Here is a 26332-nt window from a genome sequence, read left to right on the forward strand (position 1 = left end):
CTGAACACCACCCTTTACGGGGCAAGTGTCCCGGCTTTAGCCGAACCAGATCCCGTAATACATTCGCATTCCTCCATCCATATGACGGGCGCACCTAACCACAATGGGCAAAAGTTGTCATCCCCTTTTGAGACTAAACATCAGCTTGCAAGCAAGTCTTCGCGTGACAGCTCAAAACCCGACGCGATCCAGAGGCTTTCAAGCTCAGCCAGTTTCTGGCCCAGCGCCGGGCCGGTGAACCCGGGGATCAGGTCCCTGGCCTGTATCGGGAAACGCGCGGCTGCACCTGCGTGCAGGTCCTGTCTGAAGTTTTCGGACCAGGGTTGTTCAAAGAAGGCGCACCGCAAAAGGGTTTTGTTCAAACCGCCTTCGTCACCATACCGATAGCCCAGTTCAGCCACGCTGGTGGTTGACTGCGCTTCGGTCCGCATTCCGGTCAGGCGTTGCAGTTGCGAACGGCTCAGGCGCAGGGTTGCGGCATCATCGGGCGTCGCGATAGCCGCCAGACGACGCAGGGGGTTCGGCTCGGCACCTGCCGCATTTTCCAAAGCGACCAGCGGTGCCAGCGACCGGTCATCCGCGCCCGGCAGCAATTGCGCCAATACGCCGGTGCTGCGCATCGTCGCAATGGCCGGGGCCGGATCAGGCGCGCCCAGCAGTTTCAGCAGCTCGGCCCCGACGCGTTCCCGCGACAACGAGGTCAGCCCATCAAGATTGGCACCAATGGCAGCCAGCGCGTCCGGGTCGAAACCGGCATCCGGGTCACCATACCAGGCGTGAAACCGGAAATAGCGCAGTGACCGCAGATAGTCTTCGCGAATGCGATCTTGAGCCTCGCCGATGAACCGCACGCGCCGGGCCTGAAGGTCGGGAAGCCCGCCAAGCGGGTCTAACACGGTGCCATCTGGCAGTGCATAAAGCGCATTCATGGTAAAGTCGCGCCGCGCGGCATCTTCTTCGACGTGATCGGAAAAGGCGATGACGGCGCGGCGGCCATCAGTTTCGACGTCACGCCGGAAAGTGGTGATCTCGTGCGGGATACCGGCACTGACCACTGTAATCGTGCCATGGTCGATACCGGTGGGGATGGCCTTGAGGCCCGCAGCCTGCGCCATCTCGACAACCTGTTCAGGCCGGGCGTCAGTGGCAATGTCGATATCCGAAACCGGCGCGCCCAGCAGCGCATTGCGCACGCACCCGCCCACAAAAAGCGCTTGCGCCCCGGATGAGGTCAGGGCGGCGCATACCTTTTGGGTCGCCGGTTCGCTGACCCAAAGTTCTTCAATCTGCATCATTCATTCACCCGTGCAGCAAGCCCGCGCAATATGCGGGCCGTCGCGCCCCATATGTAATAAGGGCCGTACGGAACTGTGTAATATCTGCGTTTCTGGCCACGCCAGCGGCGCGATTCAACCAGATAGTTCTTGGGATTCAAGAGATGCGCAAGGGGGGTCGAAAAGACTTCGTCGACTTCGCCGGGTTCCGGAACAGGTTGGAATCCCTTTCGAAGAACGGCCACCACGGGTGTAACCGTGAAAGAGGTGACTGTTTCATGCGTCGGCAGGTAACCCAGAATTTCTGGAAGATCCGCGGGAAGACCAATCTCTTCCTGTGCTTCGCGCAGGGCCGTAGCCGTGACATCTGCATCCCCTTCATCCTGTTTGCCGCCGGGGAACGCGATCTGACCCGGATGGTGTTTGAGGGCCGAGGACCGTTTCGTCAGAATCACCCGAGGGGTGTCATCTGCAAGCGAGATTGCAACCAGAACCCCCGCCGGGCGCAGGCGGCGCCCGGGCGGCAGGACAGTGTCCGGGTTCAGGTCAAAGTCGCTTGACCCGTGACCGGGACGGCGCAGTGCCGTCCGGATCTGTTCAATCGGGTCAAGCACCCTTGCGGTCTTCGGCTTCAAAGCCAACCGTTGACGGATCAAGCACGTAATGTGCGCCGCAGAACTGGCAATCGGCAGTGACCTGACCTTCGGGCGTCGTCATCTTTTCGAGGTCCTTTGCCGAATAGATCGACAGGCTCTGCCGTACCCGGTCTTCGGAGCAGGTGCAGCCAAACTGCACGGACTGCGCATCATAGACCCGTGGCTGTTCTTCGTGGAATAGCCGGACCAACAATTCAGTCGGCGCAATTGAAGGACCGATCAACTCAAGATCCTCGACTGTGTCCAGCAGGATATTGACCCGGCCCCAGTTTTCGCCCTCTTCGCCGTCGACCAGATCGCTGGCGGTCAGAATCTCGCCATTGCCTTCCCCCGAGGCGGCGAATGGCGAGGCTTTGGGCATATGCTGCAACATGATACCACCGGCACGCCAGTGTTCATTCACGCCGGGCTCGGTCGATTTGCCAAAGCTCAGCGAGAACCGGGTTGGCAGCTGTTCGGACTGCGCAAAATAGGCCTCGGCGCAGGCGCTGAGAGAGGCCCCGGTCAGCGGAGTGATGCCCTGATAGGGCTGCGTGCCTTTGCCCTGATCTATCATGATGGCAAAGTACCCCTCGCCCACTTGGTCGAAGGGTGCTGAATTGGTTAGACGTTCACGGTCAAAGCTGGCATAGGCCCGGATCTGCGCAGGGTGGCCTTCGGTCTTGGGTGCGTAATAGTCGGTCGCAATCATGCGCACCGGCCCCTTGGACTGCACCTGCAACGACAGCTTCCAGCGCAGCGCAACCGTCTGCCCGATCAATGCGGTCAGCAGGGCCATCTCGGCCACCAGCGCCTCGACCTGTTCGGGGTAGTCATGCTGCTTCAGGATGCCATCCAGCACACCATCCAGACGAGCCACACGGCCACGCATATCCGATACATCGAGTTGAAAGGGCAGGACGGTATCGTCCCACGCGATTTTCGTTCCAAGAGACATGGGGTTTCCTTACGCGCCACAGGTTGGCATACCGGCACCATATAGGTCGAACAGATTAGGTTTTAAGGGGCCATACATGATCAGGCGGTTCGGTGAAACCCCAGAGCCGGGGCGGAAATACACGCGACGGGTCGGTGTTTACGCACTTTTGCCCCGCAGAAGTCACCTTTTGCTGACCTGCCAGACAGAACCCGGACCCGACCTGCAATTGCCCGGCGGTGGTATTGATCCGGGCGAATCACCTGTTACCGCCCTGCATCGTGAAGTCTTTGAAGAAACCGGGTGGCTTATTGCTGCACCTCGACGGATTGGCGCCTTTCGACGCTTCACTTATATGCCGGAATACGACCTGTGGGCCGAGAAGGTCTGCCTGATCTATCGCGCCCACCCCGTACGCCGCATAGGCCCGCCGACCGAGGCGTTTCACGAAGCGTTGTGGATGGAAACCGCCGACGCCGTCGGTTTACTGGGAAATGACGGTGACCGGCATTTTGCCGAAATACACCTCGGCTCGCTTTAAGGTCCGTTATATTCAAAGAAGACGGCCGAGACGTCGTCTCCGATACCGTCTTTCGGTGACATCACTTGCGTCAAACGCCAGAACAAGTCGTCCAGAAACTCTGACCCGCCCCTTTCCGAGATGCTCTGTTGGGCCATCTGACGCAAACCGTCTTCGTCCAACAAACCTCCACCAGCCAGTTGGCATTCTGTAAACCCGTCCGAGTACAACAGCAGCTTGTCGCCGGGCTGCATCTGCGTTTCGATTTGTTGAAAGCGCGCATCTTCGATCAATCCTATGGGCAAGCCTCCGTCACCAAGAAACTCGGCGCGACCACCCTGCCGCAGCAGCAGGGGATGCGGATGCCCGGCTTGCACCATCTTCAGATGCCCGTTGCGCAGGTCGACGATGGCGTAGATCATCGTAAAATACTCTTCGATACCTTCATCGGCCATCAGCCGGGAATTGAGCGTTTCAGCCACATGTTTCGGTGGTAGAAGTGCGTAAAACTTGTCGAACCTCCGCTCCATCGCGACGTTCTGGTCAAAATGTTTGCTGGACAGATACCCCCCCAATCGCGCCGTCATCATGGCCGAGGTGATACCATGCCCGGATACGTCGATGCTGTAGAACCCAAGCCGGTTCACCCCGGGCGAGAACATCCCCACCAGATCACCGCCGATATGACCACAAGGTTTCAGCAACAAACTGACCCGCGATTTGCCGAATGTCCGGGTCAGTTCGGGAACCAGCGATTCCTGAATTTTCCGCGCCTGCATCAGGTCCTTGTCGATCGCGTCATGCGCAAGCCTGAGTTCCTTGAGCGCGGATTCAATCAGGCGGTTTTTCTGGGAGAGCTCGCGCTGCATGTCCAGAATGCGCGCACCAGCTGAAATCCGGGCGCGCAGTTCGTCCGCCTCAAGCGGCTTGATCAGAAAATCGTCGGCCCCGGCATCCAGACCGCGCGCGACTTCCTGCTTTTCGCTTTTGGATGTCAGAAGGATGAAATAGCTGTATTGATCCGTTTCCAAGGCCCGAAAGGCACAGCAGAATTCAAGGCCGCTCATCCCCGGCATGACCCAGTCGCTCAGCACAAGATCGGGCGGATTATCGACACAAAGCGCCAAAGCGGCATGGCCTGTATCGGCCTCGATCACCTCGAACCCCCATTTCCTGAGCGAGGCCACCAGAATGCGCCGTTGCAGGCGGCTGTCATCCACCACCAGCACCGTGCGGATCGCGCCGAAATCCAGATCAGTTCTGGTTTCCTCAAGACTCGCCCCCGGCACCATTTACCCTCTGCTCTGATGAGTTTCGTCACTTATGGCGAACCTATCGCCGACTGATTTAACATCCGGTGAAGAGTGACGATTGCCGAAGCGTGGCCCCGTTAACCTGCTTTTTACCGGACGCGTCTATTCAGAACCATGACCATTCATTAGCTGGTGTATAGGATGATCCACTGGGCCAGAGTCAGGCAGTTGCGGGATGAAGTCGGCCCCGAGGAATTCGATGAGGTGGTGGAGATATTTCTGGAAGAGGTGCAGGACGTGATCACCCGCCTGCGCCGCGATACCAACCGGGCCGAGCTGGAACAGAACCTGCATTTCCTGAAAGGCAGCGCGTTGAGCCTGGGGTTCGATCAATTCTCGAAACTCTGCCAGGATGGGGAACGGCAGGCGGCGGCAGGGAAAGGGGCCGAGGTTGATCTGCCGGCGCTTTTGGCCGCTTTCGACAGCTCAAAAACCGTGTTTGAAGCCGAGCTGAACAAGAACCTGAACTAGATCACGAACTGTGCCAGCGTCTCGTCCTCGGTGATGTCGGTATAGGTGAACCCGGCATCGTCCAGATGGGCAAACAGGCGCATGAAGTTTTCGGGCTTGCGGGTTTCGATCCCGATCAGAACCGAACCGAAATTGCGCGCCGATTTCTTCATGTATTCAAACCGCGCGATATCATCCTCGGGGCCGAGAATATTCAGGAACTCCTTCAGGGCACCGGGTCGCTGCGGCAGGCGCAAGATGAAGTACTTTTTCACACCGGAATACCGCTGTGCGCGTTCCTTGACCTCGGGCAAGCGTTCGAAATCGAAATTGCCGCCGGATGTCAGGCAGACTACGGTCTTTCCGCGCACAAAGCTTTGGATATCGCCTACTGCCTCGATCGCCAGCGCCCCCGCAGGTTCCAGCACGATGCCTTCGACATTCAGCATCTCGATCATGGTGGTGCAGATACGATCCTCGGACAGGACCAGAACATCCGACAGGTGACGTGATTTCAACAACTCGAACGGCTTTTCACCGATCCGCCCGACCGCCGCGCCATCGACAAAGGTATCCACTCGATCCAGCGAAACAGGATGCCCCGCCGCCAGGGCTGCGCGCAGACAGGCCCCTCCGGCCGGTTCGACGAACAGGCAATGGGTGCGATCCCCGAACCATGTAGCCACACCGGCAGACATGCCGCCTCCGCCCACGGGAAGCACAACGTGATCGGGCGCACCGCCCATCTGCCTTTCGATTTCAACCGCCAGCGACGCCTGTCCTTCGATCACATCGGCATCGTCAAAAGGCGACAGGAAATACCCGCCCTGCTGTACGCACCACGCCTGAGCGGCAGCGAGCGTGTCATCGAAATAGTCACCGATCAGATGAATCTCGACGTTATCCCCGCCAAAAATGCGGGTTTTCTGGATCTTCTGCTGAGGCGTCGTGACCGGCATGAAGATCACGCCCCGGACGCCCAGATGCCTGCACATGAAGGCCACGCCCTGCGCGTGATTGCCCGCGCTGGCACAGACGAACAGGTCCTGCCCCTGCTGCTTGCGCATTGCGTTGAACGCACCGCGGATCTTGTAGGAGCGCACCGGGCTCAGGTCTTCGCGCTTGAGCCAGATATCCGCCCCGTAACGGTCGGACAGGTGGGCATTGCGCTGCAACGGCGTTGCCGGGAAGACAGAGCGCATCGCCTTTTCGGCGGCGCGGGCGCGAGTCATGAAGTCAGTCATGCGGCATTCCCTGCCCCATCAGCGCGATAAGGGCAAGGAATACATATGTGTACGCGGGTCAGGAGAGTTGGCGTTTTTCAATAAAGACGCCATACATGGTTGTCAGGATGCTGACGTTGATCAACGGCAGGATCAGCATTCCAAAAAACAATGTCAGTAAGATGCCTAACAGAGGAATAAACGCCAACCCGGTGAATATTAGCTGAACCAGAAATTGGAACAGAAAATTCACGATCAAAAGAACAATAATAGCCCCCGATGCACCCTGAGTGCTGTTCCATACATCTGCCAGAGTCGCCGGGTGCCCGATAGCTGCCGCTGGCAAGACGATAGAAAGGCGATAAAAGCAGACAACCAGAAAGATGGCATAAACAGCGACAAGCGCGAATCCGATTGAGCCGCCACTCAGTGCTGACATAACAAAGCCCACCGGAAGGAATGCAATGGCCATCAAAATTCCCAACATCAGAAAGCGACCGAAATAGGCCAGAATCCTGTCGAAGCGGAATGTCGGGAGTATTCCCGTGGGATATTCTTCCATCAGGATGAAGCGGTGCCATGACACTGCGATCCAGAACATGGTAACGGACATTACCGCCAGTAAAACGACCACAAAGACAAAGGCTGAACCTGCGGTTGCACCTGGCGGCAACGCGCCTGTGTTGTCTTCAAGCGCCTCAAGCGGAATACCAAGCGCCAAAAACACGCCCACGATGATGATTGTCGCAATTAGAGCAGGGCCAACCGTTATCTGTAGCACCTGCTTGATGTTTCCAAATACCATCCGCACAGAATGCAAGAAAATCTGCCATCCCAACATTTTAAACCGCCCCTTCAACCAATGCTTGTTATTCTCTGCACCCGTTTCACCCCATTTCAGGTACTGCGTCAATCCTCACAACTTGCCCCCGCGTCCAAAACCCGCTAGGGGCCAATCGTTCTACGCATAAAGGGAAGTCAGATGTCCGCGCCCAAGAAAGTTGTTCTGGCCTATTCCGGTGGCCTTGATACCTCGATCATTCTGAAATGGCTGCAGACCGAGTATGGCTGTGAGGTCGTGACCTTCACTGCCGATCTGGGTCAGGGCGAGGAGCTGGAGCCCGCGCGCCAAAAGGCCGAACTGCTGGGGATCAAGCCCGAGAACATCTATATCGAGGATATCCGCGAGGAATTCGTCCGCGATTTCGTCTTCCCGATGTTCCGTGCCAATGCGCAATATGAAGGTCTGTACCTGCTGGGCACCTCGATCGCGCGGCCGCTGATCTCGAAACGCCTGATTGAGATCGCTGACGAAACCGGTGCTGATGCCGTCGCCCATGGTGCAACCGGCAAAGGCAATGACCAGGTCCGGTTCGAACTGGCAGCATATGCGCTGAACCCCGATATCAAGGTGATCGCCCCCTGGCGTGAATGGGATCTGACCAGCCGTACCAAGCTGCTGGAGTTTGCCGAGCAGAACCAGATTCCGATTGCCAAGGACAAGCGTGGTGAGGCGCCGTTCTCGGTCGATGCGAACCTGCTGCATACCTCATCCGAGGGCAAGGTTCTGGAAGACCCTGCCGATATGGCGCCCGACTATGTCTATCAGCGCACCGTCCACCCCGAGGACGCCCCGAACGAGCCTGAGTTCATCGAGATCGGCTTTGAAAAAGGCGACGCGGTCAGCATCAACGGTGAGGCGATGAGCCCGGCTACGATCCTGACCAAGCTGAACGAATACGGCGGCAAGCACGGTATTGGCCGTCTGGACCTGGTCGAAGGCCGTTTTGTAGGCATGAAGTCGCGCGGTATCTACGAGACACCCGGCGGCACCATCCTGCTGGAAGCGCACCGTGGCATTGAATCCATCACCATGGACCGTGGCGCGATGCATCTGAAAGACCAGCTGATGCCGCAATATGCGGAACTCATCTATAACGGTTTCTGGTACAGCCCCGAGCGCGAGATGCTGCAAGCCGCCATCGACAGGTCGCAAGAGCATGTCACCGGCACCGTTCGCGTGAAGCTGTACAAAGGTCTGGCCTCGACCGTGGGTCGCTGGTCGGATCATTCGCTGTACTCTGAGGCGCATGTGACCTTCGAAGAGGATGCAGGTGCGTACGATCAGAAAGATGCGGCAGGCTTTATCCAACTGAATGCGCTGCGTCTGAAACTGCTGGCTGCGCGCAACAAGCGCCTGTCCAAGTGATCGACGAAGACGATAGCGACGACGAACTCGACATGTTCATCGAGGCGCAGGACACGGTTTGGGCCGATGTCCTGCGCGAACTTGAACAGGGGCAGAAAACCAGCCACTGGATGTGGTTCGTGTTTCCGCAACTGGCCGAGCTAGGCCAATCCCATATGGCACAGCTCTACGGCATTGAAGATCTGGACGAGGCGACACGCTATCTGAACCACCCGGAACTGCGCGACCGGCTTAGGCAGGCGGCCTCGCTGATGTTGCTGCACGCAGGACGCGATGCCAGCGACATTCTGGGCGGGATTGACGCGAAAAAGCTGCGATCTTCGATGACATTGTTTTCGTCTGTGGCAGATGCTCCGCCCGAGTTTCGTGCTGTTCTGGACGCCTTCTATGGCGGTAAGCCTTGTGACCGGACGGTTCAGATCCTCGGCGCATCGTGATCAGAAGTTCCAGTTGGGTCAGCCTTGCCTGTTCGGCACCTGACGCATTACGCATTCGGAAACCGTGAAAGGATCCCGAATGCTTCAGGACATCGCCGATGGAATTCAAAAAGGGCTGAACGGCAAAAGCTTTGACGGTTCGCTCAAATTCGATTGCGGCGCGGACGGTGTGATTGTTCTGGCGGACAATCAGGCATCGACGCAGGACCGGGACACGGATTGCACAATCCGCATCTCGCAGGAAAACCTGACCAAGCTGCTGACCGGAAAGCTGAACCCCATGACCGGCGTTGCTTTGGGCAAGCTCAAGATCTCGGGCAATATGGGTGTTGCGATGAAGCTGGGGCAACTGCTGGGCTGAATTTGCCGCAAAGCTGGCCTTTGGTCCGAGTCCAGCCAGACTGGCGGTTCCACCCGCGGTGTATCGCAGTTCCGCATCGGGATACCTGTCGCGCATGATCTGTTGCAAATGAGCGGAGGTTTCGCCCACCCATCAAATGAGCCGTATACAGGTGATCGCAGACGATAAACTCGTCTCACCAGCGCGTGACATTGCATGACAGGCAATTGCAAGGCGGTCGAACCCGCGTCAATCTCATCTTAAAAGGAGACCTGACATGATGCGGACTGCTTATTTCGAAACCGTCAGACCAGCCCTTCTGTTTACACTGATTGCATTGGCTGCCCTGTTGCGCGCGCTGCCTGCCCCGGCTGCAGGAACCGAAACGCTGACGGTGGCCGGAGGGTGTTTCTGGTGCGTGGAATCCGATTTCGAATCCGTGCCCGGCGTTATCGATGCGGTGTCGGGGTACACCGGCGGGACATCTGCGGACCCGACATATGATCAGGTTTCAAAAGGGGGGACCGGCCATTACGAGGCGGTTCAGATCACGTTCGATCCGGCGCGGGTTTCTCGCGCATCGTTGCTGAGCATGTTTTTCCGGTCGGTTGACCCGACAGACGCCGGTGGCCAGTTCTGCGACCGGGGCGAAAGCTATCGAACTGCGATATTCGTCTCTAACACAGGAGAAAAGGCGCTGGCGGAACAAGCCAAAACAGACGCGCAGCAAGCGCTGGGGCAGACCATTGTCACCCCGGTTCTGAGCGCAGGACCCTTTTACCCCGCCGAGGCGTATCATCAGAATTATTACAAAGGCAACAAACTGGTCCTTACCCGCTTTGGACCAAAGCGTCAGCACAACGCCTACAAAGCGTATCGCAAAGCCTGTGGTCGTGACGCGCGCGTCAAGCAGCTTTGGGGCGGGGAAGCGCCATTTGCAGGGTCCTAGTCAAAGGATGCGTCACGCACTTCTTTCAGATCGGGAATGACATCCGCCGTTCCGTGCCGCATGACCATCAGAGCTGCGGCGCGGTTTGCCTGCAATATGGCCTGTTCCATTGGCATTCCGCGATCCATGCCTGCCAGCACATAGCCGGTGAAGGTGTCGCCTGCCCCTGTGGTATCCACCGCCCGCACCTTATGCGCGGGAAACTCGACCGGATCGTTGCCCTGCTGCAAGTACCTCGCGCCTTTTGAGCCGAGGGTAACGATGACATGCCGAACAGGCAGATCGGCGATGCTCAGACCGGTTTCCTGACGCAGCTGCTCGGCCTCCACCTCATTCAGGATCAGAAAATCCAGAAAAGGCAGAACGCCCTGAACGGCCTGTGCCTGAAACGGGGCTGCGGCATAACAGACGGTCAAGCCAAGCTTGCGCCCCAGCTGCGCCGCTTCGACCTGGGCATTGGTTTCATTCTGCAAGATCAGCAGATCACCGGTGTTTGCCGAGGCCAGCGCCTGCCCCAGATGGGCGGGTTCCAATGCGTGATTGGCGCCGGGATACAGGATAATCAGGTTCTCCCCCTCGGCATCCACCGCAATGATGGCGTGGCCCGTGGGAACATCCACCTCAGAGATATGGCGTGTATCCACACCATATTCTGTTAGTCGATCCTTGGCCCAGCGCCCATCGGGCCCCACGGCACCTATATGGCTGACGCGTGATCCCGCACGCGCAGCGGCCACCGACATGTTGGCCCCCTTGCCGCCCAGAAACCGATCCAGCCTACGGGCGGCCAGGGTTTCCCCCGGCGCAGGCAGATGCGGCAGGTCATAGACCATATCCGCGTTGATCGAGCCGAGATTCCAGATCGTCATGATTTATCCGATGTCGCAAGAGGCCAGAATGGCCATATTCAGAATATCGTTCGCGGTCGAGACGGTCGAGCAGATCTGGATCGGCTTGTCGATGCCTGACAGGATCGGGCCAATCACGGTGGCTCCACCCATTTCCTGCATCAGCTTGGTCGAGATTGATGCCGAATGCCGGGCCGGAACGATCAGGATATTCGCCGGACCGGTCAGGCGCGAGAACGGATAGGCCGTTTGCTGTTCGACGTTCAGGGCAACGTCCACCGTCATTTCACCCTCGTATTCAAAGTCAACGCCGCGCCGATCCAGCACAGCCGGGGCCCGGTGCATCTTTTCAGCACGTTCTGACACCGGATAGCCAAAAGTTGAGAAGCTGACAAAAGCCACGCGGGGCTCCAACCCCATATGCCGGGCAACTGCGGCCGAACGTTCGGCAATATTCGCCAGATCGTTTTCGTCAGGCCATTCATGCACCAGTGTGTCGCCAATCAGGACAATCCGGCCTTTATGCAGCAAAGCTGTCACACCGGCGGCACCATTGGCGGCATCGGCATCAAACACATGGTTGATCCGGTCGAGCACATGCGCAGACTTGCGGGTTGCGCCGGTGACCAGACCGTCACCATGCCCATGGGCCAGCATCAGCGACGAAAACACATGCCGGTCCCGTGCGGCCAGACGATGAATATCTTTGCGGTCAAAGCCCTTACGCTGCAAGCGCTGATACAGGAAGTTCGAATAGGTTTCGAGGTGCGTGGTATTGGCGGCATTCACGACCTCGATTTCGCGTACAGCGTCGCCCAGGCCCGTGGCTTCCAGTTTGGCCTTAACATCGTCTGGCCGACCCACCACAAGCGCCTTGCCGAAACCTGACCGCTGATACATGACCGCTGCGCGCAATACCCGGGGATCGTCGCCCTCGGCGAAAATCATGCGGCTTTGCGCCTGACGCGCTCGGGCGTTCAGACCGCGCAGGATGCTGGCGGTCGGGTCCATCCGGGATTTCAGACTCAGCTCATACGCGTCCATATCGATAATCGGACGGCGCGCGGCACCGGTGTCCATCCCTGCCCTGGCAACAGCCGGCGGGATGCGATGGATCAAACGCGGGTCGAACGGGGTGGGGATGATATAGTCCCGCCCAAAAGTCAGCGACTTGCCATAGGCCATGGCGACCTCATCCGGCACATCCTCGCGCGCCAGATTGGCAAGTGCGTGGGCGCAGGCGATCTTCATCTCATCATTGATGGCGCGGGCATGAATGTCCAACGCGCCTCGGAACAGGTAAGGGAAGCCCAGAACGTTATTCACCTGGTTTGGATAATCGCTGCGCCCGGTGGCAACGATCGCATCCACGCGAACCTCGTGCGCTTCTTCCGGAGTAATCTCGGGGTCGGGGTTGGCCATCGCAAAGATGACAGGATTGTCGGCCATGCTGGCAACCATATCCTGCGTGACCGCGCCTTTCACCGAAACACCCAGGAACACATCCGCCCCCTTCATCGCGTCTTCCAATGTGCGCAAGTCGGTTGTGATCGCGTGGGCCGATTTCCACTGGTTCATGCCCTCTGTCCGGCCCTGATAGATCACGCCCTTGGTATCGCAGACAATGCAGTTTTCATGCCGCGCGCCCATTGCCTTGAGCAGTTCGATACAGGCAATCCCCGCGGCACCTGCGCCATTCAGAACGATTTTCACGTCCTCGATCTTCTTGCCCGAGATATGCAGTGCGTTCAGCAGGCCCGCCGCACAGATCACGGCCGTGCCGTGCTGGTCATCGTGAAAGACGGGGATGTCCATCTCTTCCTTCAGTCGCTGTTCGATGATGAAACACTCGGGCGCCTTGATGTCTTCCAGATTGATGCCGCCAAAGGTTGGCCCCATCAGACGCACTGCACGGCAGAATTCGTCCGGGTCTTCGGTGTCCAGCTCGATATCGATCGAGTTCACGTCGGCGAACCGTTTGAACAGGACCGATTTGCCTTCCATCACCGGTTTCGAGCCCAGCGCGCCGAGGTTACCAAGGCCCAACACCGCCGTCCCGTTCGAGATTACGGCCACCAGGTTGCCCTTGTTGGTATAGTCATAGGCCGTTTCCGGGTTTTCCGCGATAGCCTCGCAGGGAACGGCCACACCCGGGCTGTAGGCCAGCGACAGATCTCGCTGCGTTGTCATGGGGACGGTGGCCTGCACCTCCCACTTGCCGGGGGTGGGGTCCAGGTGAAAGGCCAATGCCTCTTCTTTGGTGATCTTCGCTTTGGGCATCTTAAATGTCGTTTCCATGACTTCAGGGCTGACGCCTCATAGCGCAGGAGAACGCCCGCCTCAACGAGAATGAGTTTTCGGCTTTTACAGAAGATGCGGGATTTGTAAGGTCGCGCCCGGAATACGCCAAAAGGGGGCCGCTTTTGTCCACAGTCACGCCAATGATGGCGCAATACCTCGAAATCAAAGAGGCCCATCCGAATGCCCTGCTGTTTTATCGCATGGGTGATTTCTACGAGATGTTTTTCGAGGATGCCGTCAACGCTGCCGAGGCGCTGGATATCGCGCTGACCAAGCGCGGCAAGCACAATGACGAAGACATCCCGATGTGTGGCGTGCCGGTGCATTCGGCCGAAGGGTACCTTTTGACCCTGATCCGCAAGGGCTTTCGCGTTGCGGTCTGCGAACAGTTGGAAAGCCCGGCTGAAGCAAAGAAAAGAGGCTCTAAATCGGTCGTAAAACGTGATGTCGTGCGACTCGTCACGCCCGGAACACTGACCGAGGATGCGTTGCTTGAGGCGCGCCGACACAACTTTCTGGCTGCCTATGCCGAGGTCCGGGACGACGCCGCGCTTGCCTGGGCCGATATTTCGACGGGCGCGTTTCACGTGATGCCACTGACCTCGGTCCGGCTCAGCCCCGAGCTTGCCCGGCTTGCGCCCTCCGAACTGATCGTGGCCGATGGAACGCAGGAAAAGCTGAACGAAACGCTGCTTGATCTGGGGATTTCACTGACGCCGGTCGGGCGCGCCAGTTTCGACAGCACGGCGGCGGAAAAGCGCATCTGCGGGCTGTTTCACGTGGGTGCCTTGGACGCGTTCGGCAATTTCGGCCGCGCCGAAGTGTCCGCGATGGGCGCGCTGATCGACTATCTGGAGATTACGCAAAAGGGCAAACTGCCCCTGCTGCAAACGCCGCTGAAAGAATCTGAGGATCGGGTCGTTCAGATCGACGCTGCAACGCGTCGAAACCTTGAGCTGACCCGTTCCCTATCTGGCGGGCGCGCAGGATCGCTTCTTTCTGTCGTTGACCGGACCGTTACCCCCGGCGGCGCGCGATTGCTGGAACAGCGGCTTTCAAGCCCTTCTCGAAATCTGGATGTGATCCATGCCCGGCTTGACGCAGTCAGTTTCACCGCTGGTGACAGCTTGATCGCGTCTGATCTGCGCGAAGCCTTGCGCAAAACCCCGGATCTGGACCGCGCCCTGTCGCGTTTGTCACTCGAGCGCGGCGGACCTCGTGACCTGACAGCCATACGCAACGGGCTGACACAGGCGGCCACGATTGCCGAAATCTGCACCGATCAGGATTTGCCTGTGTTGCTGGCGACCGCGCTTCAGAACCTTGTTGGTTTCGATGACTTGCTGACTTTGCTGGACGAAGCGCTGGTGGCCGAACCCCCGCTTCTGACCCGCGACGGAGGCTTTATCGCGCCAGGTTTTGATACTGAATTGGACGAGGCCCGCACCCTGCGCGACGAAGGCCGGTCCGTTATCGCCGGGTTTCAACGAAAATACGTCGAACACACCGGCATCACCTCGCTGAAAATCAAGCACAACAACGTGCTGGGCTATTTCATCGAAACCACGGCCACCCATGCCGAAAAGATGCTGAACCCACCCTTTAGCGAAGCCTATATTCATCGCCAGACGACAGCCAACCAGGTGCGGTTTACAACCGTCGAACTGTCCGAGATCGAAACTCGTATCCTGAACGCCGGAAATTTGGCGCTGGAGATTGAAAAGCGGCTCTATCAAAGGCTTTCTAGCACAATACTGGACCTCGCTGCCCGATTGAATCAGGCCGCCCGCGGGCTTGCCGAACTGGACTTGACGACCGCCTTGGCTGATCTTGCACGGGGTGAAAACTGGTGCCGCCCAAAGGTTGACGGCTCTCGCGCATTCAATGTGCAGGGTGGTCGCCATCCGGTTGTGGAACACGCCCTCCGGCAGCAAAGTGGCGGTGCATTCATTTCCAATGATTGCGATCTGAGTGTCCAAGACGGTGCGGCTATATGGTTACTGACGGGTCCGAACATGGCCGGTAAATCAACCTTTCTGCGCCAGAACGCCCTGATCGCACTGCTTGCCCAAATGGGCAGCTATGTCCCGGCCGAAGAGGCGCATATTGGCGTCGTCAGTCAGCTGTTCAGCCGCGTAGGAGCCTCGGACGATCTGGCGCGGGGGCGGTCGACGTTCATGGTCGAAATGGTGGAAACCGCCGCCATCCTGAATCAGGCCGATGACCGTGCATTGGTGATCCTGGACGAAATCGGCCGTGGTACCGCCACCTATGACGGCCTGTCCATCGCCTGGGCCACATTGGAACACCTGCACGCGGCCAACAAATGTCGCGCTTTGTTTGCCACGCATTATCATGAGCTTACGGCTTTGGCCGGTAAACTCGAAGGTGTCGATAACGCCACCGTAGCGGTCAAAGAGTGGGATGGCGAAGTCATCTTCCTGCACGAGGTTCACAAGGGCGCGGCTGACCGGTCTTATGGGGTGCAGGTTGCGCAACTAGCCGGTTTACCCGCTTCTGTTGTCGAACGTGCCCGGATGGTTCTGGACCAGCTTGAAAAAACCGAACGCGAAGGCGGCAAGCAAAAAGCGCTGATTGATGACCTGCCGCTGTTCTCTGTAGCCGCGCCGCCACCCCCACCCGCACCGAAAACTTCGCCAGTGACCAAGATATTGGAGGGTGTCCTGCCCGACGAACTGACCCCGCGCGAAGCGCTGGATCTGATCTACAAACTGAAAGAGGCGGCCAGATCCTGACCGCCCTTCATCTTTTCAAAAATACTCTCGCCGAAGGCTTGGCTTTGAAAAGCCAATCAGCTTGCTGGCGTTGAAGAGACCCCGACTTGAGCCGGACGCAACAGGCGGTCGTGCAGCATGAAACCCTCGGCAGACACCTGAATGATGTCCCCTGCCCGCGTGCCCGGCACCGGGGCCTCGAACATTGCTTCGTGCACATTCGGATCAAACCGGTCGCCAACCTGGGGCGTAATCACTTCGATCCCGTGTTTCTGGAACACATCCTTCAGGGCACGCATGGTCAGTTCGACGCCCTCCAGCAGCCCGGCGGCGACCTCTTTCTGCTCGTCAGTCGCGGCCTCAAGTGCGCGCTTCATGTTGTCGTAAACGGGCAGCATATCACGGGCCAGCTTGGAACCGCCATACTGCTCGGCATCGCGGCGCGCCTTGTCGCCACGTTTGCGTGCGTTCTCGGCATCGGCAAGCGCGCGCATGAATTTGTCTTTATACTCATCCCGCTCGGCGCGCAGCTCGTCCAGCTCGAGCGCCTCGTCACTGATCTCAGCAAACTCCTCGGCCAGCTCTTCCGCTTCTGCCGCCATGATATCGTCCAGAAAATCTTCGTTCTTGGGCTCTGCCATCTCTTACCCTCTAGCTCCGGTCGGATATCAGCTTGCCGACCAGTTGCGCCGTATAATCCACGATCGGCACGATCCGTCCATAATTCAGACGCGTGGGCCCGATGACCCCGACCGCACCGATTATCTTTCGATCAGCGTTCATATATGGAGACACCACCAAAGAGGAACCCGAAAGTGAGAAAAGTTTGTTCTCAGACCCAATAAAAATGCGCACACCCTCGCCGCTTTCCGTCAATTCAAGGAAATCCGCGATGTCGCGCTTGCGTTCCAGATCATCAAACAGGCTGCGAATACGCTCCAGCTCTCCGGCCTGGCCGGGTTCGTTCAACAGATTCGCCCGTCCCCGCACGATCAGACGGGCCGAGTCGGCTCCGTCTCCGTCCCAAGCGGCCAGCCCGCTTTCGACCAGCTCGCGCGCCAATACATCGATTTCCTGCTTGCGCGCCTGAATCTGTTTCTGCATCTGACGGCGTACTTCGCTAAGCGTGCGCCCCTCGATCAGCGCATTCAGAAAATTCGCGGCCTCGCGCATCGAACTGGGCGTCTGGCCGGGTGGTGGTGTGAACAGACGATTTTCGACATGGCCGTCCGAAAAGACCAGAACCACCAAAGCCTTGTCATGCCCCAAGGAAACAAACTCGATATGCTTGATTTCTGCTTCATGCTTTGGTGTCAGGACCAGCGACGCACCTTGCGTCAGGTGTGACAAAGCTGACCCGACCCGATCCAGCATTCCGCCAACATCGCCCGCGTTAGAGCCTAATGTTTCTTCCAGTTTTTGCTTGTCGTCGACGCCCAGATCGCCAACCTCAAGTAAACCGTCCACGAACATACGCAGTCCTTGCTGCGTCGGTACCCGACCCGCGCTGATATGCGGGCTGTCCAGAAGACCCAGAAACTCCAGGTCCTGCATCACATTGCGCACGGTTGCGGCACTGACCTTTTCCGACAGGCTGCGCGTCAGGGTTCGGCTTCCGACCGGCTCTCCGCTTTCCAGATAACTTTCGACGATCAACCGGAACACCTCGCGCGACCGGTCATTCATCTCGTCCAAAATTTTGCTCGCTTCGCTCATGCGTCTTCCCCTGCTGGTTCGTCATTAAATAGCAGGCAAATGAAAGGTCAATCGGGGTTGCATCGTAACGCTGCGGGGCGGTATCCCCAACCCAGCAAACAAAGGATTTCCCATGCGACCCTCTGGAAGAGACTTAAGTGAAATGCGCGCCGTTTCAATCGAAACGGGGTTCACCAAACATGCCGAAGGTTCCTGCCTGATCAAGATGGGCGATACCCATGTGCTATGCACCGCCACGATCGAAGATCGCGTACCCCCTTTCATCAAGGGTTCGGGGCTTGGCTGGGTCACCGCCGAATACGGTATGCTGCCCCGCGCAACCAACACCCGGATGCGGCGTGAAGCGGCCTCGGGCAAGCAAGGTGGCCGTACGGTGGAAATTCAGCGCCTGATCGGTCGCGCCCTGCGGGCCGGTGTCGACCGGGTTGCACTTGGCGAACGTCAGATCACGGTTGATTGCGATGTGATCCAGGCCGATGGCGGCACCCGCTGTGCCTCGATCACCGGCGGCTGGGTTGCTCTGCGATTGGCCGTCAACAAACTGATGAAGGCAGGTGACGTGATTTCAGATCCGCTGGTTGATCCGGTCGCCGCCGTGTCCTGCGGTATCTATGCGGGCCAGCCTGTTCTGGATCTCGACTATCCCGAAGACAGCGAGGCCGGTGTCGACGGAAACTTTATCATGACCGGGTCAGGCAAACTGATCGAGGTCCAGATGAGCGCCGAAGGTTCTGTATTCAGCCGCGCCCAGATGGATCAGCTGATGGATCTTGCGGAAAAAGGTGTTGCCGAGCTGGCCGCAGCCCAGAAAGCCGCCACCGCATGACCCGTAAGTTTGACAGCGACAGGCTTCTGGTTGCGACCCACAACAAAGGCAAGCTTGAGGAGATGGCGCATCTCCTCGAACCTTTTGGCGTGACGGTTGTGGGTGCGGCGGACATGGACCTGCCTGAACCGGAAGAGACCGAGGACACCTTTGTCGGCAACGCCCGGATCAAGGCCCACGCCGCCGCAAAGGCCACCGGGCTGCCCGCCCTGTCAGACGATTCTGGAATCACCATCGACGCGCTGGACGGCGCGCCGGGTGTTTATACCGCTGATTGGGCCGAAACCGGCAACGGTCGCGACTTCCTGATGGCGATGACCCGCGCCCATAATGAGCTTGAGGCAAAGAGCGCCCCCCACCCCCGCACCGCGCAATTCCGCAGCACACTGGTGCTGGCCTGGCCTGATGGGCACGATGAAGTGTTTGAAGGTGTTGCCCCCGGTCATCTTGTCTGGCCCATCCGCGGCGAAGGTGGATTTGGCTATGATCCGATGTTTGTTCCCGAAGGATACGACATTACCTTTGCCGAGATGGATCGCTGGGAAAAGAACAAGATCAGCCATCGCGGACGCGCGGTTGAGAAGTTCGTGAAAGGCTGCTTTGGCGGATGATTGGCGCAACGGGGGCTTTGGCCTTTACGTGCATTGGCCTTTTTGCGAGGCCAAGTGCCCCTATTGCGACTTCAACAGCCATGTTTCCAGAAACATTGATCAAAAACAATGGCTTGAAGCCTATCTGAGCGAATTGCGGCGCTCGGCCGCCGAAACCCCGGATCGGGTGCTGAACACGATTTTTTTCGGCGGTGGAACCCCGTCTCTGATGGACCCGGAAACCGTTGCCGCAGTGACCAGTGAGGCCCGTGCGCTCTGGCACCCCTCCAACACCATGGAAATCACGCTGGAGGCAAATCCCGGATCAGTCGAGGCCGGGCGGTTCGCGGCCTATCGTGATGCAGGCGTCAACCGGATATCGATGGGTGTGCAGGCGCTCAACGACGAAGACCTGCGCCGCTTGGGGCGAATTCACACTTTGGCCGAGGCCCGCGCTGCTTTTGACATCGCCCGTGATTGTTTTGAACGGGTGAGCTTTGACCTGATCTATGCCAGGCAACACCAAACGTTGGACGCTTGGAGGGCCGAGTTGAACGAAGCTCTGTCCATGGCCGTGGATCACCTGTCGCTGTATCAGCTGACAATCGAAGAAGGCACGGCTTTTGGCGATCGTTATGCTGTCGGAAAGCTGCGCGGCTTGCCCGAAGATGACAGTGCGGCCGACATGTACCTTGCAACACAAGAGATTTGCGAGAAACACGGCCTGCCCGCCTATGAGGTGTCCAACCATGCCCGCCCCGGCGCAGAGTCGCAGCACAATCTGGTCTATTGGCGTTACGGGGATTATGTCGGCATTGGTCCCGGTGCTCATGGGCGAATAACGGTGGGTGGTGAAAGACACGCGACCGAAACCCATCTGAACCCGCAGCGTTGGCTTGACGCTGCTGCAAAGGGTGACGGAGAAAAGAAACGCTATGTCCTTTCGCCTGAAGATCAGGCGAACGAATACCTTATGATGGGCATGAGGATATCAGAAGGACTAGATATAAATAGGTGGGAAGCCCTGTCAGGCCATCCACTTTCTGACGAAACCGTGGACCATCTGGTCGGCATTAATATGATTGAACGTGAAAACAACAAACTCAGAGCAACACCAGCGGGGCGCGCCGTGCTGAATGCTGTAATCCGGGAATTGATGGGCTGAATATGCAGTATCTTTGGGCGGGGCTGGGATTGCTTTGCGTTGCGATGGCCGCGATTGGGGTTGTTCTGCCTCTTCTTCCAACGGTTCCGTTTTTGTTGCTGGCAGCGTTTTTCTTTGCGCGATCCTCTTCACGGTTGCATAACTGGCTACTGTCGCACCGGATTTTCGGGCCAATGATACTGGATTGGCAGAGTTCGGGCGCAATACGCCCGGCCGCAAAAAAGGCAGCAACCTTATCGGTCTCCGCCGTTTTCGGGGTGTCTTTGCTACTATCCGTTCCGCCCTTCGTGCTGATCATTCAGATCATTGTTCTGGGTGGCGTCCTGATATTTATCTGGACGCGCCCTAACGGCTGAGCTTTGCACAAAGATCGTCAAGCTGATCCAGGTTTTCATATGTCAGAACAACCTGACCGGATTCCGTTCCCGCCTTGTGGTTGATTGAGACTTTCATTGCCAGAATCGCAGACAGGTCTTTTTCCAGTGCGCGCGTATCAGCATCTTTTCCAGCATCCAGATTCCTGGATCTGGAAGCAGGTCGTGCAGTGTCGCCTTGCTGTTGTTTCTTGACCAACGCTTCGGTTGCACGCACAGACAGGCCATCCTTGACGATCTGTTTTGCCAATTCCGAGGGGTTTTCCGCCGTAATCAGCGCACGCGCATGGCCGGCCGATAATTTCCCTTCAATAACAAGTGTTTGTACGTCTATTGGCAGAGACAAAAGCCGCAACAGGTTCGCAATGTGGCTGCGGCTTTTCCCCAATGCCTCGGCAAGCTTTTCTTGCGTGTGCCCAAAGCGATCCATCAACTGCCTGTAGCCGGCGGCCTCTTCCACCGCGTTCAGGTCAGCACGCTGGATGTTTTCGATAATTGCAACTTCCAGTACTTCGGTATCATCAAACTCACGCACGATCACTGGGATCTCGTGCAGCTGCGCCATCTGAGCCGCCCGCCACCTGCGTTCACCAGCGACGATTTCATATTCTCCGGCCCCCGCCGGACGTACGATCAAGGGTTGGATAATACCTTTTTCCCGGACCGACGCGGCAAGCTCATCCAGTTGTTCGGGTTGAAACGTGCGTCGCGGCTGATTTGGGTTTGCCTTCAGCTTTTCGATCGGAACTTTCAGATCAGGTCTGCGCGCGTCAGATGATACCCGGTTGCCCGCTTCCGGATTAACATCCGCCATGAGTGCGGACAATCCCCGGCCCAACCCTCTGGATTTCGCTTTCCTGGTGCTCATGTCGGCCTCCTCACCACCGCTCATGCTGCGGTTTTGTTGTTCTTATGCATGATCTCACGGGCCAGATGCCGATACGCCATCGCACCAAGTGATCCCGAGTCATACTGCAATACCGGCAGCGCATAGGATGGCGCCTCGCTGACCCGCACATTCCTGGGTATCTTTGTTTTAAAAACCATCTCACCCAGATTGTCACGCGCATCCTTTTCGACCTGGCGGGACAAGTTGTTGCGGTTGTCATACATGGTTAACACAACACCTTCGATTCTCAGGTCTGGATTCGCGGTTTGCCGGACCTCCCGGATCGTCAACATCAATTGCGAAAGACCCTCCAACGCAAAGAACTCACTTTGCAGCGGCACAAGGACAGAATGGGCGGCAACCATCGCATTTACGGTCAAGAGGTTCAGTGACGGCGGGCAATCTATCAGGATGAAATCCAGCTCAAACGCATCCACTGCCGTCTGACGCAGCGCATCGTGCAGCAGATAGCTGCGTTTTTCGTTGGAAATCAGCTCTATATCTGCCGAGCTCAAGTCAACCGTTGCAGGGACAACCAGAAGGTTTTCGATCTCCGTCTCCTGAACCACTGCCTCCAAGGGCGCGTCGTCCAGGATGAGATCATAAGTGGTCCAATCCCGATCTTCGACCCCTAATCCGGTTGATGCGTTACCTTGTGGATCGAGGTCAACCACCAATACCCTGCAGCCAGCTTCGGCCAATCCTGCCGCTAGGTTGATTGCTGTGGTTGTTTTCCCTACTCCGCCCTTCTGATTGGCAACCGCAATTATCCGGGGTCCGGACGGTCGAGACAGATCAACCACGTGATACTCCTTTGATCTTAAGGATAACGGCCTGAGGTTCAGTTAAACTTGTAATAGCCTCAGCATCGAAATTCCATTCCTCACGCGCTTCATCCAGCTCTTTTTTCCAGTTTGCACCTTTAGGCAACAGCGCGGTCCCGTTTTCACCTAAATGTCTGTCACAAAATGATAACAATGTACGCAGATCCGCCAGCGCGCGCGCCGAAACGATGTTTGCGCCCAGGGGTTCAACCACCTCGATCCGCTTGGAAATCACTTTACACGACACGCCACATTCACGGGCGACGTTACGCAGAAAAGCCGATTTTCTCTGGTCGCTTTCCACTAGGGAGAAACTGGCGGTCGGAGCTTCCTCGGCAGCAATAATGGCGCACACCATTCCGGGGAATCCGCCACCGCTGCCAAGGTCCACCCAAGTGTCAAACGTTTCAGCGCATCGAAAAACTTGGACAGAATCCAGAATATGCCGATCCCACATGAATTCCAGACTATTGCGTGAAACAAGATTTATCCTGGGATTCCAGCGGTTCACCAGATCAACATAGATTTTCAGGCGTTCGAATGTTTCACGTGAAACATTCAAGCCATCAAACTTGGAATAATCGACCGTCATGCCTGGCGTGCTCGTTGATCCCGGCGCAATTTCGCCAGAACAAGGGTCAGGGCAGCCGGAGTAACGCCTTCGACTCGGCTTGCTTGCGCTATGTTCGACGGTTTGGCCTGTGACAGTTTCTGCTTCATCTCAGAAGACAGCCCGTCCAAGCCAAAATAGTCAAATTCACGCGGGATAACATAGGATTCATCCCGCTTCATAGCCTCAACATCGCGCTTTTGCCGGTCGATATAGTTCGCATAAAGTGCGTCACGTTCGATTTGAAGCCGGATCGCCACGTCTACATCTTGTAGATCTGGTATCAATGGAAACAAGTCCTCGAAAGATGTATCCGGAAATGCCAGAATTGCCATTCCATCTCGGCGGTTTCCATCCTGGTTGACGTTGATCCCGGCTGAAAGAACTTCTTTGGGTGTGTATGTGCGAGCGGTCAGCTTGGATTTCGCTGCATCAAGCTGGCTCATTTTCTTCTCAAAATGCGCCCGACGCCTCTCTCCGACACAGCCAAGTTCCAACCCAATCGGCGTCAATCGTTGATCTGCATTATCTGCACGCAGAGACAGTCGGAACTCGGCCCTGGAGGTGAACATTCGATAAGGCTCTGCCACACCACGTGTCGTCAGGTCGTCTATCATCACGCCGATATAGCTATCTGATCTGGTGAAAATGACCGGTTCGCGGCCCTGTACGTCCAGCGCCGCGTTAAGGCCAGCAACCATCCCTTGTGCCGCAGCTTCCTCATATCCTGTGGTTCCGTTGATCTGCCCTGCCAGATATAGTCCCGGAACGTCGGGTAGCGACAAGGACGCGGTTAAGACACGTGGGTCCACATAATCATATTCGATCGCATAGCCCGGTTGCAGAATATTCGCCTTTTCAAGCCCTTTGATCGACCGAACGTATTCCAATTGCACGTCCTGAGGCAGTGACGTTGAAATACCGTTGGGATAAATCGTGTGATCATTGACGCCTTCGGGCTCAAGAAAAACCTGATGCGAGTCCTTATCTGCAAAGCGAACAATCTTATCTTCGATCGAAGGGCAATATCTTGGACCTATGCCATCGATATGGCCCCCATACATCGCCGATTTTGAGAGGTTTGCTTCGATGATCTCATGCGTCTTGGCATTGGTATGTGTAATACCGCAGGAAATCTGAGGCGCGACAACCGATGTTGACAGGAAAGAAAACAAGGTCGGGTCCTCATCCCCGTCCTGTCTTTCCAAACCTGACCAGTCGATAGTGCGCCCATCCAGACGCGGCGGTGTGCCGGTTTTCAAGCGTCCCAGCGGAAGGTTATAGCCATCCAACCTCTCGGCCAGTTTTATCGAAGGGCGATCTCCCATCCGCCCACCAGCCCGTGATACGTCGCCGATATGGATGACGCCGCGCAGGAAGGTTCCGGAAGTCAGAACAACGGCTTTGGCATGCACTTCCGACCCATCTCCAAGCAGGACACCGGCGACACGGTGTCCGTCCATCAGGAAGTCTACAACCTCCCCAACGATAACGGACAGGTTTTCCTGGTTGCTGATTTCGTTTTGCATTGCCGCACGATACAGGGCGCGGTCAGCTTGCGTTCTGGGACCCTGAACAGCCGGACCTTTTCGCCGGTTCAACAGTCGAAACTGAATACCAGCCTGGTCAGCGACGCGACCCATTACACCGTCCAGCGCGTCAATCTCTCGAACCAGATGTCCCTTCCCCAACCCACCGATAGCCGGGTTGCAGGACATGACGCCGATATCGGTCGCAGATAATGTCACCAAAGCGGTTTTCGCACCCATCCTGGCAGCGGCGTGCGCGGCTTCCGTACCGGCATGGCCGGCCCCAACCACGATGACATCAAAGTTTGAATGTTTCACGTGAAACAATCCTTATTTTCCCAAACAAAAGCTGGAGAAGATTTCATCCAACAGTGTCTCGACATCAATTCTGCCGACCAGAGATTCAAGCGCCCGTATGGCGGTTCTTAACTCCTCCGCAGCGATATCATACAGGTCCGGGCCTGATTCCAGAACCGTGATCGCAGCAACAAGTGAAGCCGATGCCTTGTTCATCGCAGCGCGATGGCGTTCACGCGTGGCTATACCATGTGTTGTGGTTCTTTCACTCAAGACCCACGAAATCTGGTCGACAAGCGCATCAATCCCCTGTCCTGTCTTTCCTGAAACACCTTCACTCTTATCTTCCCGCAGGTCTGCTTTGGGCAGAACATGGATATCGCCATCCTGCACAGCTACATCCAGCTCTTCCGGGACTTCGGTCAGAAAAACACGCAAGTCTGCCGCTTCTGCCCGTTTTCGAGCCAGCTCGATCCCAAGATTCTCGACGTGATCTTCGGTTTCCCGTAACCCGGCCGTATCCAGCAAAGTCACCGGCAATCCAGCCAGATCCATACGAACTTCGATCACATCCCGGGTTGTGCCTGCGAATTCCGAGGTAATTGCGGCTTCACGTCCTGCAAGCGCGTTCAACAGGGTTGATTTTCCTGCATTGGGAAGACCAACAATAGCCACTTCAAATCCGGTACGAATACGCTCGGCAATCTTCACCCCATCTGCTTCTCGACGAAGATCTGCCAGAACACCACTTGTCAAATCGCGGACTTCCGGCGTGACGTCGGTGGGGACGTCTTCATCAGCGAAATCGATGACGGCTTCCAGCAACGATGCCGCGCGGATCAGATCGCGCCGCCAGCGCTCGGCCAGCGTGCCAAGCTCACCGGCAAGAATGGTCTGGGCCTGCTTACGCTGTGCCTCGGTTTCCGCGTCAATCAGGTCTGCAAGGCCTTCGACCTGTGTCAGATCCATCTTGCCATTTTCAAGGGCCCGGCGTGTGAATTCACCCGGGTCCGCCAGCCGCAGCCCATCGGTGTTCGACAAACAGCGCAGAACCGCATTGACCGAGGCCGTGCTGCCATGGATCTGAAGTTCTGCCACGTCTTCCCCGGTGAAACTTGCCGGTGCCTGAAAGGTCAGAACCAGACCATCATCCAGACGTGATCCGTCCTGATCCCGCAGGGTGCGCAAGACTATTCCCCGCTTGGGCAGTTCCGCGCCGCTCAGACATGCGGCTGCGGAATGCGCTTCGGGGCCAGAGAGGCGGATGACCGCCACCCCTGCTTTGCCTTGCGCGCTGGCCAAGGCGAATATCGTATCCATTCGTAGGCCTCGCGTCGCTTA

The 26332-nt window shown here is 57.3% G+C and carries 26 protein-coding genes; 11 read left to right on the forward strand and 15 right to left on the reverse strand.

The window, feature by feature from the left end; genetic code table 11:
• Nucleotides 1-140: 140 nt before the first annotated feature.
• Genes ACR0NZ_RS08420 through hslO form a run of 3 tightly spaced genes read right to left on the reverse strand, consistent with a single transcriptional unit; the run spans nucleotide 141 to nucleotide 2867 of the window.
• On the reverse strand, nucleotides 141-1295 hold the full coding sequence (locus tag ACR0NZ_RS08420) for a CCA tRNA nucleotidyltransferase (protein WP_480518207.1): 1155 nt from the start codon (nucleotides 1293-1295) through the stop codon (nucleotides 141-143).
• Nucleotides 1292-1888, reverse strand: a complete 597-nt coding sequence (locus tag ACR0NZ_RS08425) for a CoA pyrophosphatase (RefSeq protein WP_480482502.1) — start codon at nucleotides 1886-1888, stop codon at nucleotides 1292-1294. Before ACR0NZ_RS08425 ends, ACR0NZ_RS08420 begins: the two co-directional genes overlap by 4 nt.
• The gene (gene hslO / locus ACR0NZ_RS08430; RefSeq protein ID WP_480506871.1) at nucleotides 1881-2867 is read right to left on the reverse strand and encodes an Hsp33 family molecular chaperone HslO; all 987 of its coding nucleotides are present in this window, start codon (nucleotides 2865-2867) and stop codon (nucleotides 1881-1883) included. The genes ACR0NZ_RS08425 and hslO overlap by 8 nt, the downstream gene beginning before the upstream one ends.
• Nucleotides 2868-2943: 76 nt before the next feature.
• Here hslO and ACR0NZ_RS08435 point away from each other — a divergent pair, with 76 nt between their 5' ends.
• Complete coding sequence (locus ACR0NZ_RS08435) at nucleotides 2944-3387, forward strand: NUDIX hydrolase (RefSeq protein WP_480518209.1); 444 nt, start codon at nucleotides 2944-2946, stop codon at nucleotides 3385-3387.
• Here the strand turns inward: ACR0NZ_RS08435 and ACR0NZ_RS08440 are convergent.
• Entirely contained in the window at nucleotides 3384-4658 is a 1275-nt protein-coding gene (locus tag ACR0NZ_RS08440; RefSeq protein WP_480518211.1) for a PP2C family protein-serine/threonine phosphatase, read from the reverse strand. The genes ACR0NZ_RS08435 and ACR0NZ_RS08440 overlap by 4 nt on opposite strands.
• Nucleotides 4659-4820: 162 nt before the next feature.
• On the opposite strand from ACR0NZ_RS08440, the gene ACR0NZ_RS08445 reads away from it, so the two are divergent.
• Nucleotides 4821-5150 (forward strand): Hpt domain-containing protein, encoded by a 330-nt coding sequence (locus ACR0NZ_RS08445; RefSeq protein ID WP_480518213.1) that lies wholly within the window; start codon nucleotides 4821-4823, stop codon nucleotides 5148-5150.
• Here ACR0NZ_RS08445 and ilvA read toward each other — a convergent pair.
• Both ilvA and ACR0NZ_RS08455 read right to left on the reverse strand, forming a co-directional pair.
• Nucleotides 5147-6373: a threonine ammonia-lyase IlvA gene (ilvA, locus tag ACR0NZ_RS08450; RefSeq protein ID WP_480518215.1), complete on the reverse strand. Its 1227-nt coding sequence runs from the start codon at nucleotides 6371-6373 to the stop codon at nucleotides 5147-5149. The two genes, ACR0NZ_RS08445 and ilvA, sit on opposite strands and share 4 nt — an antisense overlap.
• Before the next feature lie 58 nt (nucleotides 6374-6431).
• Nucleotides 6432-7133: a hypothetical protein gene (locus ACR0NZ_RS08455; RefSeq protein WP_480518217.1), complete on the reverse strand. Its 702-nt coding sequence runs from the start codon at nucleotides 7131-7133 to the stop codon at nucleotides 6432-6434.
• Nucleotides 7134-7334: 201 nt separating this feature from the next.
• Between ACR0NZ_RS08455 and ACR0NZ_RS08460 the strand changes: the two genes are divergently transcribed.
• The 4 genes from ACR0NZ_RS08460 (at nucleotide 7335) to msrA (ending at nucleotide 10287) form a co-directional block, all read left to right on the forward strand.
• Complete coding sequence (locus tag ACR0NZ_RS08460) at nucleotides 7335-8561, forward strand: argininosuccinate synthase (RefSeq protein WP_480518219.1); 1227 nt, start codon at nucleotides 7335-7337, stop codon at nucleotides 8559-8561.
• Between the two features lie 32 nt (nucleotides 8562-8593).
• Nucleotides 8594-8998 carry a DUF1810 domain-containing protein gene (locus ACR0NZ_RS08465; RefSeq protein WP_480518265.1) on the forward strand — a complete coding sequence of 135 codons (405 nt, stop codon included), beginning with the start codon at nucleotides 8594-8596 and terminating at the stop codon, nucleotides 8996-8998.
• A gap of 79 nt (nucleotides 8999-9077) precedes the next feature.
• The gene (locus ACR0NZ_RS08470; RefSeq protein WP_267363740.1) at nucleotides 9078-9359 is read left to right on the forward strand and encodes an SCP2 sterol-binding domain-containing protein; all 282 of its coding nucleotides are present in this window, start codon (nucleotides 9078-9080) and stop codon (nucleotides 9357-9359) included.
• 256 nt (nucleotides 9360-9615) lie between these two features.
• The gene (msrA, locus tag ACR0NZ_RS08475) at nucleotides 9616-10287 is read left to right on the forward strand and encodes a peptide-methionine (S)-S-oxide reductase MsrA (RefSeq protein WP_480474382.1); all 672 of its coding nucleotides are present in this window, start codon (nucleotides 9616-9618) and stop codon (nucleotides 10285-10287) included.
• On the opposite strand, the gene ACR0NZ_RS08480 is transcribed toward msrA, so the two are convergent.
• Nucleotides 10284-11156 (reverse strand): ribokinase, encoded by an 873-nt coding sequence (locus ACR0NZ_RS08480; RefSeq protein ID WP_480518221.1) that lies wholly within the window; start codon nucleotides 11154-11156, stop codon nucleotides 10284-10286. The genes msrA and ACR0NZ_RS08480 overlap by 4 nt on opposite strands.
• Nucleotides 11157-11159: 3 nt before the next feature.
• On the reverse strand, nucleotides 11160-13415 hold the full coding sequence (locus ACR0NZ_RS08485; protein WP_480494020.1) for an NADP-dependent malic enzyme: 2256 nt from the start codon (nucleotides 13413-13415) through the stop codon (nucleotides 11160-11162).
• A 161-nt stretch (nucleotides 13416-13576) separates the two neighbouring features.
• On the opposite strand from ACR0NZ_RS08485, the gene mutS reads away from it, so the two are divergent.
• Nucleotides 13577-16192, forward strand: coding sequence for a DNA mismatch repair protein MutS (mutS, locus tag ACR0NZ_RS08490; protein ID WP_480518267.1), 2616 nt, complete (start codon nucleotides 13577-13579; stop codon nucleotides 16190-16192).
• A 56-nt stretch (nucleotides 16193-16248) separates the two neighbouring features.
• On the opposite strand, the gene ACR0NZ_RS08495 is transcribed toward mutS, so the two are convergent.
• Together ACR0NZ_RS08495 and hrcA are read right to left on the reverse strand one after the other, a co-directional pair.
• Nucleotides 16249-16812 (reverse strand): nucleotide exchange factor GrpE, encoded by a 564-nt coding sequence (locus tag ACR0NZ_RS08495; RefSeq protein WP_480494021.1) that lies wholly within the window; start codon nucleotides 16810-16812, stop codon nucleotides 16249-16251.
• A gap of 10 nt (nucleotides 16813-16822) precedes the next feature.
• Nucleotides 16823-17887: a heat-inducible transcriptional repressor HrcA gene (gene hrcA, locus ACR0NZ_RS08500; protein WP_480494022.1), complete on the reverse strand. Its 1065-nt coding sequence runs from the start codon at nucleotides 17885-17887 to the stop codon at nucleotides 16823-16825.
• A gap of 112 nt (nucleotides 17888-17999) precedes the next feature.
• Between hrcA and rph the strand changes: the two genes are divergently transcribed.
• The 4 genes from rph to ACR0NZ_RS08520 are packed head-to-tail and all read left to right on the forward strand — an operon-like array spanning nucleotide 18000 to nucleotide 20824.
• Entirely contained in the window at nucleotides 18000-18713 is a 714-nt protein-coding gene (gene rph / locus ACR0NZ_RS08505) for a ribonuclease PH (protein WP_170326129.1), read from the forward strand.
• Complete coding sequence (gene rdgB / locus ACR0NZ_RS08510; RefSeq protein WP_480494023.1) at nucleotides 18710-19324, forward strand: RdgB/HAM1 family non-canonical purine NTP pyrophosphatase; 615 nt, start codon at nucleotides 18710-18712, stop codon at nucleotides 19322-19324. Before rph ends, rdgB begins: the two co-directional genes overlap by 4 nt.
• Nucleotides 19314-20468, forward strand: coding sequence for a radical SAM family heme chaperone HemW (hemW, locus tag ACR0NZ_RS08515; RefSeq protein ID WP_480518223.1), 1155 nt, complete (start codon nucleotides 19314-19316; stop codon nucleotides 20466-20468). The genes rdgB and hemW overlap by 11 nt, the downstream gene beginning before the upstream one ends.
• Before the next feature lie 2 nt (nucleotides 20469-20470).
• The gene (locus tag ACR0NZ_RS08520; protein ID WP_480474389.1) at nucleotides 20471-20824 is read left to right on the forward strand and encodes a YbaN family protein; all 354 of its coding nucleotides are present in this window, start codon (nucleotides 20471-20473) and stop codon (nucleotides 20822-20824) included.
• Here the strand turns inward: ACR0NZ_RS08520 and ACR0NZ_RS08525 are convergent.
• The 5 genes from ACR0NZ_RS08525 to mnmE are packed head-to-tail and all read right to left on the reverse strand — an operon-like array spanning nucleotide 20814 to nucleotide 26311.
• Complete coding sequence (locus tag ACR0NZ_RS08525; RefSeq protein WP_480518225.1) at nucleotides 20814-21710, reverse strand: ParB/RepB/Spo0J family partition protein; 897 nt, start codon at nucleotides 21708-21710, stop codon at nucleotides 20814-20816. The two genes, ACR0NZ_RS08520 and ACR0NZ_RS08525, sit on opposite strands and share 11 nt — an antisense overlap.
• Nucleotides 21711-21730: 20 nt before the next feature.
• The gene (locus tag ACR0NZ_RS08530; protein WP_209506882.1) at nucleotides 21731-22534 is read right to left on the reverse strand and encodes a ParA family protein; all 804 of its coding nucleotides are present in this window, start codon (nucleotides 22532-22534) and stop codon (nucleotides 21731-21733) included.
• Nucleotides 22527-23147 carry a 16S rRNA (guanine(527)-N(7))-methyltransferase RsmG gene (gene rsmG, locus ACR0NZ_RS08535; protein ID WP_480518227.1) on the reverse strand — a complete coding sequence of 207 codons (621 nt, stop codon included), beginning with the start codon at nucleotides 23145-23147 and terminating at the stop codon, nucleotides 22527-22529. Before rsmG ends, ACR0NZ_RS08530 begins: the two co-directional genes overlap by 8 nt.
• On the reverse strand, nucleotides 23144-25012 hold the full coding sequence (gene mnmG / locus ACR0NZ_RS08540; RefSeq protein WP_480518229.1) for a tRNA uridine-5-carboxymethylaminomethyl(34) synthesis enzyme MnmG: 1869 nt from the start codon (nucleotides 25010-25012) through the stop codon (nucleotides 23144-23146). The genes rsmG and mnmG overlap by 4 nt, the downstream gene beginning before the upstream one ends.
• A gap of 12 nt (nucleotides 25013-25024) precedes the next feature.
• Nucleotides 25025-26311 carry a tRNA uridine-5-carboxymethylaminomethyl(34) synthesis GTPase MnmE gene (mnmE, locus tag ACR0NZ_RS08545; RefSeq protein WP_480474393.1) on the reverse strand — a complete coding sequence of 429 codons (1287 nt, stop codon included), beginning with the start codon at nucleotides 26309-26311 and terminating at the stop codon, nucleotides 25025-25027.
• Between the last annotated feature and the right edge of the window lie 21 nt (nucleotides 26312-26332).

This window comes from Ruegeria sp. AE3 (assembly GCF_056542225.1).